Here is a 14,739-nt window from a genome sequence, read left to right on the forward strand (position 1 = left end):
CGGCATTCGGGGATCGGGATGCACACCCCCGCGTCGGTGCACTTCGGCACCGCCGAGCAGATCCGGGCCCAGCGGCAGATCACGCTCAACCAGGCCTACGCGGAGCATCCTGAGCGCTTCGCGCGCCGCCCGCGACCACCCAAAATGCCCGAAGCAGCCTGGATCAACCAGCCCTCTGACCAGCTCAAACCGGCGCGCCAACACAACCTGTCTCACTTGACTTGACAACTACCGTTGCGCGGCTCACGCCCCGAAGAGGACTAGCGCCAGCCGTGGGTGAGGAGGTCGAAGATCTCCTCGACACCTTTCCGGGGATCCGGCGTTCCACGCGTGAGCGCCGGGATGTCCAGCACGAAGCGCGCGAGCGCGCGGCAGGCGGCATCGTCGTGGCCGACACCGGTTTCGTCGGCGATGGCGACGCCGAGGGTCGCGGCGTGCCGGGTCCACATGCGTTCGCCGTACTCCTGCAGTGCGGGGGTGCTGTTCACCAGCGCGGTGAATTCGGGGTACTGGGGATGCTCTGTGAGCGGGAGCCAGGTGGCGAGCACGTACTCACGAAGTGCCTCGACGACGCTCTGTCCTTCCGGGCGTTGCCGCACCGCGGCGACCAAGCGCTCCTCCCGGTTCTGAGACTCGTCGAAGACCAGTGCTTCCTTACCGGTGAAGTGCTTGAACAGCGTCGTGGTCGAGACGTCCGCCGCCTCGGCGATGTCTCGGATGCTCACCTGGTCGTAGCCCCGATCCAGGAACAGTTTCAGCGCGGCGTCCGCGAGCGCTTGGCGGGTCGCCGCCTTCTTGCGTTCACGCCGTCCCGGTGTCTCCATGGGCGCACTCTACCCCATGAGTTGTCCCAGTCACTAAGTTGACTCGTTGCACTTTTTAACTCGTTCTGCTTTTCTGGGTCCATGAGAATCGGCATCATCGGAGCGGGCCCTGGTGGCCTCACCTGCGCCCGCATCCTTCAGAAGCACGGCATCCCCGTGACGGTCTACGAACGCGACCCGCATCCCCGGGCGCGCGACCAGGGCGGAACCCTCGACCTGCACACCGGCGACGGGCAGCTCGCCCTGTGTGAAGCCGGTCTTCTCGACGAGTTCTTCGCGCTGGCGCGGCCGGAGGGACAGGAGATGCGCAAGCTGGACACGGCCGGGCGGATCCTGGAACACCACATCCCGGCCGAAGGCGAGCTGTTCAAGCCGGAGATCGACCGCGGCCTGCTGCGTCGCCTGCTGCTCGACTCACTTGAGCCCGGCACCGTGCAGTGGGGCCGAACCCTCGCCCGGGCAAGTGGTTCCGGGGAGCTGCACTTCGCCGACGGGACGACCGTCGAGACGGACCTGGTCATCGGCGCCGACGGCGCGTGGTCACGGGTGCGCCCGGCGGTGTCCGCGGCCGTGCCACAGTACTCAGGGATCACCTTCCTGGAGGCGTGGTTCGAGGACGTCGACAACGCGCATCCCGACCTCGCCGACCTCGTGGGACAGGGCGGTGCCATGGCGGCGGACGGCGAGCGCTGCCTGTTCGCCCAGCGCAACGGCGGCGACCACATCCGGGTCTACCTCGTCCAGCGGCCGCCCGCGGACTGGATCGGTTCCAGTGACACCGCGGAGATCCGAGCCCGGCTGCTCGACGCGTTCTCGGCCTGGTCGCCGCGGTTGGTGCGGATGATCACCGACAACGATGGCCCGTACGTCGATCGCCCGCTGTTCGCGCTGCCCGTCCCGCACACGTGGAAGCACACGCCGACGGTGACCCTGCTCGGCGATGCCGCCCACCTGATGCCGCCGCTCGGCGTCGGCGTCAATCTGGCCATGCTCGACGCGGCCGAGCTCGCCCTCGCGTTGGCCGGCTCCGCCACGGTCGGCGAGGCCGTCGCCGCCTACGAGAAGACGATGCTTCCCCGATCGGCGGAGATGGCCCGGTTGCTGGAGAACGGCGCTGAGGGCCTGCTCGACGCTCCTGCTGATGAAGGCTACTTGCCGTTCTTGCCGGAGTCGGAGGAGAAGACGGCTACGCCCAGGTAGCCGTCGCCGTCTTCGGAGATCTTGAGGATTGTGGCCTCCTGAAAGATGTTGTCGTCCCGACCCTTGGACCTTGTCGGCGTTGACGTAGTACGGGCTCTGGGTGGTGCTGGCGGTCAGCGTGCAGGTGTTCGCCTCGGCGCAGAAAGCGGTCGAGTCCTTGGTGGTCTGCGGCGCGATCGTGGTGCTCACGCCGGTGGATTTCGTCACTGCGGAGCTGCCGCCGGTACTGCAGGTTGCGAGCGGCGTGCCCAGCCCGATCGACCCGGCCCCGCCCACGATGGATCGACCACTGACGCGCTGGCCTTCGTGGCGGTCCGTTTCGTCGCGTTCGGTACTGACGCGACGTTAGGGAGTTTCATGGTGGAAGTGAGGTCAGGTTGCTGGTGCCTCTCGGCCGTGGGGGGTGCCGTTTTCTGGCAACAGTTCGGCCGGGCCGCGCGCGTGTGTTGGGAAGGCGGTCATCGCCGTTTCTCGACAATGACCGGCCCGGGGTGATCTGCGGAACTCCAGGGCACGCGCCGCACGAATGAGGTCGTTGCCGCTTCTCGGCAAGAACCTCAGGCCGACCGTTCCGGCCGCGGCTCGTGCAACGGCGGTGGCTCGCTGATGTGGGTCTGTCCGGTCGGTGTCGTAATTATCAAGGTCCCGTCGGGGGTGAGGTGATAGACCCAGCCGGGCTCGTCCTTGAGCCGGTGGTCCCGGGTGCAGTAGGTGACCAGGTCGGCCACGCTGGTTTCGCCCTGGAACTGCCAGGGGATCGAATGATCGAGTTCGCACGCCTGTGCGGCACGGTCGCAGCCGGGTCTTCGGCACTCACGATCCCGCACACGGACGAACTCGGCCATCGCCGCGTCCGGCCGATACCGGGTCCTGCCGAGATCCTGGACTTGCCCGCTCAGTGGATCGGTGATGATCCGCCGCAACACCGTGTTCGGGCCCGTGGCGATGTGGCAGCCCAGTGAAGCGGGGATGTGGCCGTGTCCGGCCATCGTCACCGGGTCGTCGTTCAGCCCCAGATACGTGAACATGTTTATGTAGAGGAAGACTTCTGCTCGCTCGACGGCGCCACCTTTGCCGCTGAGCAGCAGGTCGAGGGCGATGTCGGCCCGGAGTTGGTCCATCGTCCGCGTATCGCCGTGCTTCTTCAACGCCTTGGCCTCCCGGTGGATTCGCTGGTATGCCGCGTTGACCTTCTCCGCCGGTCCGTCCACCACCTCGATCGAGGCGACCCCGGCATCGCCTTGTGTTACCGACAAACGGCGCCTGTTGCGGCTTTCGTCCGACCGTTTCCCGGCACCGGCCGGATCGGCCTTGCCGGCGTAACTCGCCGCCTTGCGGACCTGAGTACTGTTCTTCTTCGGCAACCGCGACTCCAACACCGCATCGGCCACCAGTGAGTCTTCGTTCGACAGCCACGCCGTCGCCTCGGCGACCTTCTGAGCGGAGTAGCCGTCCACCAAGCCCCGGTCCAGCAAGGACAAGGTTCGCGGTAGCCGGGAAGTCAACGCGACTCCTGTCGAGACAAGTGAACCGGCGAAATCTTCCACAAGAGACAGTGTCATTGCCACCCTTTGCACGACGCTCCGCACGCCACCCCGAAGATCGCTCAGCCGCGACAGGGCGCGGTACCGAACGGCTTCCCAGCGGGCGAGCGCGGCAGTGGCTTTTCCGCGACGAAGACGGCCTCCTTGTCGTCCAGGGAATTCAGCAGGGCATTGATCTCCTCCAGGTGAGTTGGATCGGACAGGTCCTTCAAAGCGGCGATGACCGCTTGGGAAGTTTTCATGCGCTGAAGGTACCGTCGACCACCGACAGAAACTGAAACCTGTTTGCTGGCAAAGGAAATCTTGCTCGGTCGCGGCCGAGCTTGCCGTTCGGTGGTTCCGCGGCCGACCGGTGTTGCCGGATATCGGCAAGGCCTTATCTGGTGATGGAGTTCCGGACGGTCAAGCCCGAAGCCTCAGGTGAGGAGCCGTGCGAAGGTTCGTGAATCGCCACCGTGGCCCTCGAGTAACAGTGGTTCCGCAGCTGCCCACGTTGCCGAATAACGGTAAAACCATACCTGGCAACGAAATCCCGAGCAGTCAAGCCCGAACCCTGAAGCGAGGAACCCCGCGAAGGCTCCTGAACCACCACCGTGGCCAAGAACGTCCACGCGTACACTCGGTCGCCCACCAGAAGAACACTCGCGTGCCCAGTAGCCAGCCACCGAGCGGGCGCATGAAGCCGACCGCGAGCAACGGCCGGGGAAACAAGCTGGGCCGTCAGCTTCCCCTCAGGGAAGAAGCTGGCCGCGAAATAGTTGCTAAACCAGGCGTAGACGAACCAGTTGAGAGATAGGAATCCGCGATGGGCACCTACCCGGCCGGCATGAGCTACCCCAGGAAGTCGCTCACCAGCTCGCTCGATTCCGGGCGGCACTCGTCGAAGTAGGCGTGCCGTGCCCGCGCGAAGAGGTGCATTCGCGCGTCGGGAATCCGTTCGGTCAATAGGGGCGCGTTCGACGGCGGTGCGAGCAAGTCGTCATCGCCGTGGAGCACCAGGGTGGGGGCGGTGATCTCCGGAAGCACGTCCCAGGCGTCATGATTGTTGCTCGCGACGAGATGCCCGCGGACCGCGTGCGGAAGCATCCCGTGGGCACCCAGCACCCGGTACGGGCCGGGGTTCGCGGCCCGCCACTCGGGCGTGTACATCAGGTTCTCCAACGTTTCCCGTGCCTCGACCGAGGACCGCCGGGCGAGGGCGAGCCGCACGTCGTTCGACCGCTCGACGCCGTGCGTGCCACCGGGTGAGGTGCAGCCGAGGACGAGCCGCCGCACCCGGCCCGGATAGCGCGCGGCGACCCATTGCGCGACGCGGCCGCCCATGGACGTGCCGTAGACGTCGGCCTCGGCGACGTCGAGTCCGTCGAGGACCGCGATCACGTCGTCCGCGAAACCTGGTGTGGAATAAGCGGTATCGGGTGCGTCGCTGGCGCCGGTGCCGCGGTAGTCCATGGTGATCGTGCTCGGGAAGTCCCCGCGCGTGCGGTTCCACCACGTGTGGTCGTTCGCCTGCCCGGCCAGCAACACGAGCGGCCTGCCCGTGCCGTGCCACTGGTAGGCCAGCCGGGTGCCGTCGGCGGCGACGGCGTGGCCGGTTCGGGGGAGCGTGGTCATCCTTCTCCTGTTCGGTCTTCCCGGAGCCGGGCCGAGGGCCACTCGCCCTCGTTCACCGTCTGCTGGCCCAGTGCCCGCCCGACGGCGTCGACGGTGCGCCAGATCTCCGGTTCACCCAACGGAGTCGCGCTCAAGACGCCGTCGGCGTCCGCCGCGATGCCGATGCCCGGCAGGATCGTCCAGCCGTGCCCGCCCAGTACGAGCCGTTTCCGCAGCGCCATGGAGTTGGTCTGCACGGTGCCCTCCACATGGGCTCCGGCTTCGCGGGCAGCGCGTGTCTCTCGGGCGGCACCGTCTGATGGGGGAGCGACGGCCCGGAGTCGTTCGCGGACCAGCGGGCGGACGTTGAGTGAGGGCATACTGGTCAGGTTGTACAGCAGGTTCAAGTCGACGTCGCCTTCGTCGATTCCACCGCTGAAGTTGACCCGAGTGACGCGGCGAGCCGTTCGGTGATGCTCTCCAGCAGGCCGACCGTGACGATCCCGGCCGCGGGCTGGACCAGGTGCACCAGCTCGGCCGCGCGGGTCACGCTGCCGGCCTCGGCGACCGTCACCAACGCCTTGAGCTGCTTGAAGTCCATCGTCGTTTCCTGCCATCGCGCTCCGGTATGCGGCGATCACGATTTCGGTATTCCACTTACCCAGTTATCAGCGCTCATGATGGTCGTGGCCGGAGAAGAGGCCGCGATCGTGAATCGAAGCGCTGACTTTCGTTTTCGCCGCTGGACGACCGAAGCCGGGAACGGGTTCCATGGACCCGGCATCGGCAACGCCGGGCCTCGCCTGCTGGGGCGTCCTAACCCGGCCGGTCAGCGAGGCGCCGCGATGCCGTCGTACATGACGCGACGGACCGCCCTGCTCATCGCCGCCTGTCCCTGTGGTGACGGGTCGCGCAGTCCGGAGAGCACCGACGCGAGGATCATCCCGTTGATCGCCCGCGCGGTGGCGTCGACGTCCAAATCCTCGTGCAGGTAGCCGAGATGGACGCCGTGGTGGAGGTAGCCCGCGGTCAGTTCCGCGGCGGTTTCGTAGAAGTCCAGCACCCGCTCGCGCATCTCGGCGTCGATGCCGGCGGCCTCGAGGAGGAGGAACCGGGCCATTCTCGGGTCACTGCCGAAGATCTGGGCGAGCGCGTCGCCGATCCTCGCGCTCTGCTTGCGGTATTCGGCCAGGCTGCTGACCGCGTCCGGGGCGTTGTCCGCCGCCAGTGCGGCGACCACCTTCCCGACCAGGTCCGTGATGACGTGGTCGACGATGTCCCGCTTGTTCTGGAAGTACCGGTAAAAGGTGCCGTGCCCGATGCCCAGCCGTGCGGCGATGTCGGCGATCCCCGTCGCGTGGTAGCCGCGTTCGGCGAAGCAGTCGAACGCGGTCTCCACGATCTCGCGCCGTAGTTCCTGCTTCTTCCGTGCGGCCCTGCTGACCGGGGTCTCCGTCGTCATTCCGCCAGCTTATTGCCCCGGGCGTTCGAATGACATACCGTTCCGGAAATGACACGTCATTCCGGGAGGGCGCTGGTGCTCGGTTGCGGCGGCACGCTGGGCTTCGCCTGGACAGCGGCGGTCCTCGACGCGCTGCACACCCGGGCGGGCTGGGACCCGCGCGAGGCGGACGTCCTGGTCGGAACCTCGGCCGGCGCCGAGGCGGTGGCCATGCTCGGGGCGGGTATCCCGGCGAAGGCGATCCTCGGCGCGCTGACAGGCGCGTCCGACGGTGATCCCCTCGTCGCCGCGCACGTCCGGCGGATGCCGAACCGTTTTCCGCCGGTGCCGTATCCGCGGTGGCCAGCCGCCAAGCTCGTCCGGGCCGCGTTGCGCCGGGACATCGACGCGACGGCCGGTCTCGCGGGTCTTCTTCCCCGTGGCAGGGGAGACGCCGGCTGGCTCCGCGAGCTCGGGGACGCGCTGGCGCCCGGTGGCTGGGTTCCGCATCCCGCGACCTGGCTGATGGCCACGGATCCGGCGGGTGGGCGGGTCGCGCTCGGCTCACCGGACGCGCCGCCCGCCCGGCTCGGCGAGGCGATCGCCGCGTCGTGGGCGATCCCCGGCTGGTTCCCTCCGTCCCTTGTGGACGGACGTCCGCTGCTCGACGGCGGGACGGTTTCGCCGACTTCGGCCGATCTCCTGCTCACCCGCGACGTCGGCGAGGTCGTGCTGATCGCGCCGATGAGCAGCGAGGGCGGGGCTCCGGCGCGCGGTCCGGCCCGGCTGGAACGTCTGCTGCGGACGGCGATGACCCGGCGAGTGGACGCCGAGGCGCGGCGTTTGCGCGCGGCGGGTGTGCGGGTGGTCCGGATCGAACCTGGGACGGCCGATCTCGCCGCCATGGGCGCCAACTTCATGGACGGACGGCGGCGGGAGCACGTGCTCGCCACGGCGTCGCGGACGGTGCCCGACCTGGTCGCCGGTGCTTTCGAACGAGAGGGAGTGCGCGCGTGAGCAAGTACCCGGACCTGGAACTCGACGGGGCGCATGTGGCGATCACCGGCGCGGGACAGGGCATCGGCCGCGCGACCGCGGAACGGATGGCCGCTCTAGGCGCCCGCGTGTCCATCGGCGACCTCGATCTCGAAGCCGCGAAACGCGCCGCCGCCGACATCGGCGGGACCGCCCATCACCTCGACGTCGCCGACCCGGTCTCCTTCGCCGCGTTCCTCGGCGACGCCGAACAGGCGAACGGGCCGCTCGCGGTGCTCGTCAACAACGCCGGGATCATGCCCAACGGCGGTTTCCTCGACCTCTCCGACGCCCTGAACCGGGCGACCATGGACGTCAACGTCTTCGGCGTCGTCCACGGCATGCGGCTGGCGCTGCCCGGCATGCTGGAGCGCGGCCGGGGGCACATCGTCAACGTCGCGTCGCTGGCCGGGAAGTTCCCCGTCAAGGGGCTGGCGATCTACAACGCCAGCAAGTTCGCCGTCGTCGGGCTGACCGCGGCGACCAGGCTGGAGTACGCGCCGCACGGCGTGAGCGTCTCCGCCGTGCTGCCGTCCGCGGTCGACACCGCGCTCGCGTCCGGGCTCGACATGCGGCCGATCCCGAAGGTGAAACCGGGCCGGATCGCCGACGCCGTCGTGGCATCCGTCCGCACCCGCGCCGCGGAGATCGCCGTGCCAGGCTATGTCGGCACGCTCGCCACCCTCGCGGCCGTCACACCAGAACCGGCGCTCAACGCCTTCCGCCGCCTGATCCGGGACGACCGGGCACTACGCCCCGACTCACCGGAGCGGGACGGCTACCGCGCCCGTCTCCAGCAGGACACCCACCGGGAGGAAAACGCATGAACGCGCAGTACGACGCCGTCGTCGTCGGGGCCGGTTTCGGCGGCATGGGCGCGGCGATCCAGCTCAACCGGCTCGGCTACGACAACCTGCTCATCCTCGAACGCGAGTCCGATCTCGGCGGCACCTGGCATGTGAACCGCTATCCGGGGCTGGCCGTCGACATCCCGTCGGCCACCTACTCGTACTCGTTCGAGCCGAACCCCCACTGGTCGCGCCTCTTCGCGCCGGGCGCGGAACTCAAGCGGTATGCCGAGCACGTCGCGGACAAGTACCGGCTGCGGCGCTACATGCGCTTCGGCACGGTGGTCACCGGCGCCGTCTGGGACGAGGCGAACGCGCACTGGACGGTTTCTCGCGCAGCCGGCGAGCCTGTCACCGCGAAATACCTGCTGACCGCTACAGGGTTCCTTTCCCAGCCCAAGAAGCCCGACATCGCCGGAATCGACACCTTTGGCGGAAAGGTCATCCACACCACCGCCTGGGACGACGGCTACGACCTCGCGGGCGAACGCGTGGCGGTGATCGGCACCGGCGCGACCGCGGTCCAGCTGATCCCCGAGATCGCGAAGGTCGCGCGGGAACTCAGCGTGTACCAGCGGACGCCGATCTGGGTGAGCCCCAAACTGGACTTCCCGGTGCCCAAGGCGGTCCGGCGCGCGTTCGCCGCGGTGCCGTTCACCCAGCGGGTCGCCCGGCTGACCGGGACCGCGCTGCTGGAACTGATGATGGTCTCCGGTGTCCTGCACTACAAGCAACTACCGCTGGCGAACCGGCTCGGAAAGATGTGGTGCCAGGCGCATCTCCGCCGCCAGGTGCGGGATCCGGGGCTGCGCGCGGAACTGACGCCGCGGTATTCGTTCGGCTGCAAGCGCCCGACGTTCTCCAACGAGTACTTCCCGGCCTTCACCAAGGACCACGTGCACCTGGAGACGACGTCCATCGCGAAGATCGACGAGACCGGGATCGAGACCGCCGACGGTGCTCGGCGGGACATCGACGTCCTGGTGCTGGCGACCGGGTTCGACCTGTGGGAGGCGAACTTCCCGGCGGTCGAGATCATCGGCCGCGGCGGGCGCGATCTCGGGAAGTGGTGGCGGGAGAACCGGTTCCAGGCCTATGAGGGCGTCGCTATCCCGAAGTTCCCCAACTTCATCTCGCTCAACAGCCCGTATTCCTACTCGGGACTGTCCTATTTCACCACCATCGAGACGCAGATGCGGCATATGGACCGCCTTTTCGGCGCGATGCGGCGGCGCGATGCGACCGAGTTCGAGGTCACGCAGGAGGCCAACGATGCGTTCCTGGACCGGATGACCGAACGCCTTGGCGACTCGATCTTCACTCTCGGGAACTGCGCTCCGGCGAACAGCTACTACTTCAACCCGCACGGGGAGGCGACCCTGCTCCGTCCGTCCTCCACCTTGAACGCCATCAAGGAGGCGCGGAGCTTCCCCATCGAGGACTACACCTTCGCCTAAAAACTGGCTGAAGGGGACTTTCCCCGCATGGCACGAGGCGAAGGGCGCTTTCCCTGCGTGGCATGCGGTGAAAGCGTCCTTCAGCCCCCGGCGGCAGGGGGCCGGGATCCCGCGCGATCCCGGCCCCCTTGACGCTTAATGCCTGCGAAGCCGCAGCGTGACGGCCGCGCCCGCCGCGGCGAGGAATACCGCGCCGAGGGCGTACGGCCACCACGGCACCGAGGTGTCGCCCACCGGAGAGGCTCCGTAACCGCCGGCGGCGCCGGTGCGGTCGTAGGTCGAGCCGGGCAGCTTGTCGCCGTAGCGGCTCTGCAGGGCCTCACGGTAGACGGCGAGTGACATCTTCTCGCCGGTCTTCGCCACCGACGATCCATCGAGGACGGTCACGGTGTCCCCGTCGACGGCGTACCAGGCACCGGCCTGCGGTTCGCTCAGGAGGTAACCCTTGCCGGTCCGCGCCGCGAGGCGCTTTTCGACGTCACCCGAGGCGACGTTGTAGACCGACCAGCCCGAGCCTTCGCGCTGCGACCACACGGTCGCCGCGTCACCGTTGCCCAGGGTGGCGGGAGTGGCGACGTAGGCCAGTTCCGCCGGCACGGCCGAGGTGCCGGCGATGAAGGCCGCGGTCGGTTGGTAGACCGCCACCGGGGTGTGCGGATCGGCCCTGGCGGTCCTGGCCGCGATGGCCGTGTCGGCCTTGGCGGCACCGGGGAACTTCGCTTTGGCTAGCCGCTGGTTGGTCGCGTCACTGGTGACCACTGTGGACACCGCAGCGAGGTCGGCGGCGGTGGGCGCGCCGGCCGGGGCGTCGGCGGCGGAGGCGTGGCCACCGAGCGCCAGTGACAGTCCGATGGCGAGGATCGTGGCGCTGAGGAAGGTTCGCTTCATGGTTTCAGTCCTTGATCCCGTAGACGGTGTGGGTCCAGGTGAAGGAGTTGTTGGACCGGTAGGCGTTGTAGCTCATCTGGTTGTAGCGGGGGCTCGAACCCCACGGGTCGCCGTAGTAGACCGTCGTCGCGCCGTTGGTGTTGCCGTAGCCGTAGAGCACGTGCATGTGGCCGCCGCCGTTGCGCCAGCCGATCCGGGTGCCGATCGGCTGCCGCGCGTCGACCTGGCTCTTGATGGTGGCGAAGTTCAGTGTCTGGCCGGACGAGTTGTAGCTGCCGGCATTGCTGAACCCGAGCCACCGGAACACGCGCTGCTGATCACTCAGGTAGCCCTGGTTGTTCGCACAGTCCGAACCGGACTCGTTGTGCGCGACCTGGCAGAACTTCGTCTGGGAGATCGAGTACCCCCACCAGGCGGCGATGGTGTTGCCGCTGGCGTCCCAGCACCAGTTGCTCTTCTCCTGCGCCTGCATCTTGATCGGGATAGTGGTGGCCGCCGTGATCGCGGGCGCCGCGGTGGCGGGCGCCTGCAGGGCGACCATCGCGGCGACACCGGCGCAGGCCGTGGCCAGCCCGCGCCTGAATGAGGTCTTCACCGTCGGAACACTCCTAACTGGATGGTCGAACGCGAAGCACGCGCGGGCGGCTACCCAGAGGGACAAAAGGGAACTTCGGCTACCCGAGTGGGTGGACGACCGGCGCGAGCAGGGGACTTGCGCTGTGGTGAGCTAACACAGGGGCACTGCGAACAGACTGAGATTCACCCTTCGGGGGGACCCGTGGCAAGGTTCGCGGCAATACCTAAGGGTCCGTATTGCCGATGCGGGGGTCCGCGCCAGACAAGTCGGCGTCGCCCGATCGAGTTAACGCCGTGACTCCGGTGATGTGGACCAGCGGAAAGCGTGCGGCTCGCGGTCACTGTTCGTGTTCCCGCCTTTCGGCGGGTGTCCTCTCGGTATGGTCCCGAGCATGCCGACGATCGGTGCGGCACCGGTGTTCGTGGCCCGCGACACCGAACTGGCCGAACTGGTGCGCATCACCTCGAGCCCGCCGTCGGTCGCCGTGGTGGAGGGCGAACCGGGTGTGGGCCGGAGTCGCCTGCTCGAGGAACTGGCCGCCCATCCGGCGATCGCGTCACGCGTGCTCTGGTCTGCCCGCTGCGGGTCCTTCGCGCGGCCGTGCCGGTTGGCGCCCTTGGTCGACGCGCTGCTCGGCAAGAGCGACGTGGCCGCCGCCCACGCGGCCGGCTTCTCCCCGGTGACCGGTGTGCTGCGACGGCTGATCCCCGAATGGTCGCCGTGGCTGCCGCCCTTCCCGGAGAACGCGGACGCCGAGACCGTCCGGCAGCAGGAACTCCGTGCCCTGCGCGAAGTCCTGACCGGCTGCGGTCCGGCGGTACTGGTGCTTGACGACGTCCACTCCGCGGACGACGACACGTGGGAGTTCCTGCGCGGGCTCGCGGCGTCCCTGGTGGCACCGCTGAGCGTGGTGGTCAGTTCGGTGGCGTGCGGACCGCGGCGATTCCCGCCGATGCGCGAGATCGCCGCGCATCTTTCGCTTCCGGCGTTCACCACCGCCCAGGTTCGGACGTTGCTGGACGCGTCGTTCGGCCGCTGTGCACCGGATTTCGCCGAAGCGGCGCACCGCAGGACGTCCGGGATCGCCGTCGACCTGACGGCCTTGGTCCAGAGCGTCGGGGACACGGCCGAGGCGCTTTCGGTGGACAGACTGGCATCGGCGACCGTGCCGCCGATCGTGCGGAGCCGGGTCGCCGGCCTGATGACGGCGATCGGCCCGGCCGGGCGGGACGTCGTACGCGCGGCCGCTGTGCTGGGATCGCCCGCCGGGGAATCGGAACTGGACGCGGTGGCGGCACCGTCGCCCGGGAAGATCTCCGGCGCGGTCACCGAAGCGGTGGAAGCGGGATTGTTGCGGGACCTCGGCCGCGGCCGCTACGAATCGGGGAGCCCGCTGATCGCCGAAGCGGTCTACGCGCTGCTTCCCGGTCCTCAGCGGTGCGCGTTGCACGGCCGCGCCGCCGCCCGGCTCGCCTCGGGTGCCGAGCCCTTCGCGTCGCTCATCGCCCGGCACGCGCGGCTGGCGGGCGATCTCGTCGCGTGGACACAGTGGACCGGCGTCGCGGTCGACGACGCCATCGAAGACGGCCGGACCGAGGAAGCGAGCCGTCTGCTCGAAGCGGCTTTGCGCGACCCGGACCTGCCGCGGACCGCGCGCGAGTCGTTCGCCGTCCGGCTCGGCCGGGAACTGCCGCGCAGCATCGCCCACGCCGGCACGGTCCGGCTACTGCGGGAGATCCTGCGTGAATGGCCGCTGAGCAAGGCCGCACGGGGCGAGATCCGGGTTCACCTCGGCCAGGTGCTGATCAACCAGGTGGGCAAGGTCGAAGCGGGCAGGCTCGAGATCGAACTGGGTGCGGCGGACCTCGGCAGGCGGCAGGCGCTGCTCGCCAGGGGACTGGTCACGCTGGCGATGCCGCATATCGGGACGGTCCCGGTCGAGGAGAACTTCCGCTGGCTCGACGAAGCCGAGCAGGTGAGCAAGGGGGAACACGACGCCGGGCTGCTCGCCGCGATCGCCGCCAACCGGCTTTCGGCGCGGATGCAGGTCGCCGATCCGGACGCCTGGCACGCGATCGCCGACCTGCCGCGGGCCCCCGAATCGGCCGAAGTCTGCCGCCAGGTGGCGCGGACCTACATCAACCTGGCCGACGCGGTGGCGTGGAACGGGCACTACCCGGTCGCCCGTGCCTACCTCGCGACCGCGCGGCGACTGATCCGCGACGACCACCAGCCCTACCTCGACGCGCTGGCCGACGGTACGGAACTGCGCCTCGACCTCGCGATGGGGGAGTGGTCGATCGTCGCCGAGAAGGCGCGGGCGATGCTGACGCGGGTCGACAAGGACGGTTCACTGGCCGCCGAACCACTGGTCGTCCTCGGCTGGTACGAGTACGGGCAGCACCGGCCGACGGCGGCCCTGCGCAGTTTCGACGCGGCGTTCGCGCTCTCCGCGGGCAGCGTCCCGATCCAGGCGTCGGCGTACGCGGGCCGCGTCGCGGTCCATCAGGCGGGCAAGGATCTGCAGGCCGCTCACCGCCTCGCCGAGTACGGCCTGGAGACCGTGCGCCGCAAGAACAACTGGGTCTGGGCGGCCGAACTGATGCCGTTCGCCGTGCGCACCATGCTCGGGCTGGGGCAGGTCGTCGAGGCGAGGGAACTCCTCGGGGAGTACCGGCAGGGCATCGACGGCAAGGACGCGCCGGTCGCCAACGCGGCGGCGCTGCTGTGCCGGGGAATACTCACCCAGGCACGCGGCGAGACGCTCGCCGCCGGTGACCTGTTGCTCGGTGCCTCGAAGGCCTACCACGCACTGCCGTTCCCGTATTTCGCCGCCTACGCCGACGAACTCGCGGCCGGGTGTTTCGCCGAAGCCGGGGAACGGGAACGTGCCGTCGCCTCTTTCACCACCGCCGAGACGGTGTACGCGAACCTCGGCGCCGCCGTGGACGCGCTCCGCTGCCGCCGGTCGTTGCGCCGATGCGATCCGCAGATGCCCCGTCGTGGCCGCAAAGGGTACGGCGAAGGGTTGTCGCCGAGGGAGCTCGAGGTCGCCGGGCTCGCGGCTCAGAACCTCACCAACCGGGAGATCGGCGAGCGGCTGTTCCTGTCGCCGAGGACGGTCGAAATCCACGTCGGACGGGCGCTGCGCAAATTGGGGCTGCCTTCGCGCACAGTCCTGACCGAGGACCTGCTCCGCGACGCGACCGGCGAGGATCCCCAAACGGCCTGAGCCATTCCTTAGGGGTCCGTATTCGGTGATTCGCTGGGTACATTGCGAGAAACCGCTGGTGAGAGCCGGTTTCTTTAAATAGTGGAACGACCGCCGCGTT

The 14,739-nt window shown here is 68.7% G+C and carries 15 protein-coding genes and 1 pseudogene; 7 read left to right on the forward strand and 9 right to left on the reverse strand.

What is annotated here, in order from left to right; genetic code table 11:
• Nucleotides 1–225: pseudogene (locus tag ACM6LU_RS25080) on the forward strand (IS3 family transposase); the annotation flags it as partial.
• A gap of 35 nt (nucleotides 226–260) precedes the next feature.
• Here ACM6LU_RS25080 and ACM6LU_RS25085 read toward each other — a convergent pair.
• Nucleotides 261–824: a TetR/AcrR family transcriptional regulator gene (locus ACM6LU_RS25085; protein WP_414940210.1), complete on the reverse strand. Its 564-nt coding sequence runs from the start codon at nucleotides 822–824 to the stop codon at nucleotides 261–263.
• 81 nt (nucleotides 825–905) lie between these two features.
• Between ACM6LU_RS25085 and ACM6LU_RS25090 the strand changes: the two genes are divergently transcribed.
• Nucleotides 906–2,024 carry an FAD-dependent oxidoreductase gene (locus ACM6LU_RS25090; RefSeq protein ID WP_414940211.1) on the forward strand — a complete coding sequence of 373 codons (1,119 nt, stop codon included), beginning with the start codon at nucleotides 906–908 and terminating at the stop codon, nucleotides 2,022–2,024.
• A 100-nt stretch (nucleotides 2,025–2,124) separates the two neighbouring features.
• Nucleotides 2,125–2,373 (forward strand): hypothetical protein, encoded by a 249-nt coding sequence (locus ACM6LU_RS25095; protein ID WP_414940212.1) that lies wholly within the window; start codon nucleotides 2,125–2,127, stop codon nucleotides 2,371–2,373.
• A gap of 208 nt (nucleotides 2,374–2,581) precedes the next feature.
• Here the strand turns inward: ACM6LU_RS25095 and ACM6LU_RS25100 are convergent, their stop codons facing one another.
• The 6 genes from ACM6LU_RS25100 to ACM6LU_RS25125 form a co-directional block, all read right to left on the reverse strand.
• Complete coding sequence (locus ACM6LU_RS25100) at nucleotides 2,582–3,643, reverse strand: DUF222 domain-containing protein (RefSeq protein WP_414940448.1); 1,062 nt, start codon at nucleotides 3,641–3,643, stop codon at nucleotides 2,582–2,584.
• Nucleotides 3,631–3,810 carry a hypothetical protein gene (locus tag ACM6LU_RS25105; RefSeq protein ID WP_414940462.1) on the reverse strand — a complete coding sequence of 60 codons (180 nt, stop codon included), beginning with the start codon at nucleotides 3,808–3,810 and terminating at the stop codon, nucleotides 3,631–3,633. Before ACM6LU_RS25105 ends, ACM6LU_RS25100 begins: the two co-directional genes overlap by 13 nt.
• A gap of 589 nt (nucleotides 3,811–4,399) precedes the next feature.
• A complete protein-coding gene (locus ACM6LU_RS25110; protein ID WP_414940213.1) occupies nucleotides 4,400–5,182 on the reverse strand; it encodes an alpha/beta fold hydrolase in 783 nt (260 codons plus the stop codon).
• Nucleotides 5,179–5,568, reverse strand: coding sequence for a LysR substrate-binding domain-containing protein (locus ACM6LU_RS25115; RefSeq protein WP_414940214.1), 390 nt, complete (start codon nucleotides 5,566–5,568; stop codon nucleotides 5,179–5,181). The genes ACM6LU_RS25110 and ACM6LU_RS25115 overlap by 4 nt, the downstream gene beginning before the upstream one ends.
• The gene (locus ACM6LU_RS25120; protein ID WP_414940215.1) at nucleotides 5,565–5,762 is read right to left on the reverse strand and encodes a LysR family transcriptional regulator; all 198 of its coding nucleotides are present in this window, start codon (nucleotides 5,760–5,762) and stop codon (nucleotides 5,565–5,567) included. The genes ACM6LU_RS25115 and ACM6LU_RS25120 overlap by 4 nt, the downstream gene beginning before the upstream one ends.
• 228 nt (nucleotides 5,763–5,990) lie before the next feature.
• The gene (locus ACM6LU_RS25125; protein ID WP_414940216.1) at nucleotides 5,991–6,623 is read right to left on the reverse strand and encodes a TetR/AcrR family transcriptional regulator; all 633 of its coding nucleotides are present in this window, start codon (nucleotides 6,621–6,623) and stop codon (nucleotides 5,991–5,993) included.
• A gap of 48 nt (nucleotides 6,624–6,671) precedes the next feature.
• Here ACM6LU_RS25125 and ACM6LU_RS25130 point away from each other — a divergent pair, with 48 nt between their 5' ends.
• Genes ACM6LU_RS25130 through ACM6LU_RS25140 form a run of 3 tightly spaced genes read left to right on the forward strand, consistent with a single transcriptional unit; the run spans nucleotide 6,672 to nucleotide 9,942 of the window.
• A complete protein-coding gene (locus ACM6LU_RS25130) occupies nucleotides 6,672–7,619 on the forward strand; it encodes a patatin-like phospholipase family protein (RefSeq protein ID WP_414940217.1) in 948 nt (315 codons plus the stop codon).
• A complete protein-coding gene (locus ACM6LU_RS25135; protein WP_414940218.1) occupies nucleotides 7,616–8,464 on the forward strand; it encodes an SDR family oxidoreductase in 849 nt (282 codons plus the stop codon). Before ACM6LU_RS25130 ends, ACM6LU_RS25135 begins: the two co-directional genes overlap by 4 nt.
• The gene (locus ACM6LU_RS25140; RefSeq protein WP_414940219.1) at nucleotides 8,461–9,942 is read left to right on the forward strand and encodes a flavin-containing monooxygenase; all 1,482 of its coding nucleotides are present in this window, start codon (nucleotides 8,461–8,463) and stop codon (nucleotides 9,940–9,942) included. Before ACM6LU_RS25135 ends, ACM6LU_RS25140 begins: the two co-directional genes overlap by 4 nt.
• Nucleotides 9,943–10,077: 135 nt before the next feature.
• Here the strand turns inward: ACM6LU_RS25140 and ACM6LU_RS25145 are convergent, their stop codons facing one another.
• On the reverse strand, nucleotides 10,078–10,830 hold the full coding sequence (locus ACM6LU_RS25145) for a hypothetical protein (protein ID WP_414940220.1): 753 nt from the start codon (nucleotides 10,828–10,830) through the stop codon (nucleotides 10,078–10,080).
• Nucleotides 10,831–10,834: 4 nt separating this feature from the next.
• On the reverse strand, nucleotides 10,835–11,425 hold the full coding sequence (locus ACM6LU_RS25150) for a papain-like cysteine protease family protein (RefSeq protein WP_414940221.1): 591 nt from the start codon (nucleotides 11,423–11,425) through the stop codon (nucleotides 10,835–10,837).
• Nucleotides 11,426–11,798: 373 nt separating this feature from the next.
• On the opposite strand from ACM6LU_RS25150, the gene ACM6LU_RS25155 reads away from it, so the two are divergent.
• Nucleotides 11,799–14,639, forward strand: a complete 2,841-nt coding sequence (locus ACM6LU_RS25155) for a helix-turn-helix transcriptional regulator (RefSeq protein WP_414940222.1) — start codon at nucleotides 11,799–11,801, stop codon at nucleotides 14,637–14,639.
• Nucleotides 14,640–14,739: the final 100 nt, after the last annotated feature.

This window comes from Amycolatopsis sp. cmx-11-51, assembly GCF_047608665.1.
GTDB lineage: Bacteria > Actinomycetota > Actinomycetes > Mycobacteriales > Pseudonocardiaceae > Amycolatopsis.

What these genes read in the sequence shown, in the direction of transcription:
- ACM6LU_RS25085 (WP_414940210.1), bottom strand. Translation starts at nt 824, where the DNA reads ATGGAGACACCGGGACGGCGTGAACGCAAGAAGGCGGCGACCCGCCAA.
- ACM6LU_RS25090 (WP_414940211.1), top strand. Translation starts at nt 906, where the DNA reads ATGAGAATCGGCATCATCGGAGCGGGCCCTGGTGGCCTCACCTGCGCC.
- ACM6LU_RS25105 (WP_414940462.1), bottom strand. Translation starts at nt 3,810, where the DNA reads ATGAAAACTTCCCAAGCGGTCATCGCCGCTTTGAAGGACCTGTCCGAT.
- ACM6LU_RS25110 (WP_414940213.1), bottom strand. Translation starts at nt 5,182, where the DNA reads ATGACCACGCTCCCCCGAACCGGCCACGCCGTCGCCGCCGACGGCACC.
- ACM6LU_RS25120 (WP_414940215.1), bottom strand. Translation starts at nt 5,762, where the DNA reads ATGGACTTCAAGCAGCTCAAGGCGTTGGTGACGGTCGCCGAGGCCGGC.
- ACM6LU_RS25125 (WP_414940216.1), bottom strand. Translation starts at nt 6,623, where the DNA reads ATGACGACGGAGACCCCGGTCAGCAGGGCCGCACGGAAGAAGCAGGAA.
- ACM6LU_RS25130 (WP_414940217.1), top strand. Translation starts at nt 6,672, where the DNA reads ATGACACGTCATTCCGGGAGGGCGCTGGTGCTCGGTTGCGGCGGCACG.
- ACM6LU_RS25140 (WP_414940219.1), top strand. Translation starts at nt 8,461, where the DNA reads ATGAACGCGCAGTACGACGCCGTCGTCGTCGGGGCCGGTTTCGGCGGC.
- ACM6LU_RS25145 (WP_414940220.1), bottom strand. Translation starts at nt 10,830, where the DNA reads ATGAAGCGAACCTTCCTCAGCGCCACGATCCTCGCCATCGGACTGTCA.
- ACM6LU_RS25155 (WP_414940222.1), top strand. Translation starts at nt 11,799, where the DNA reads ATGCCGACGATCGGTGCGGCACCGGTGTTCGTGGCCCGCGACACCGAA.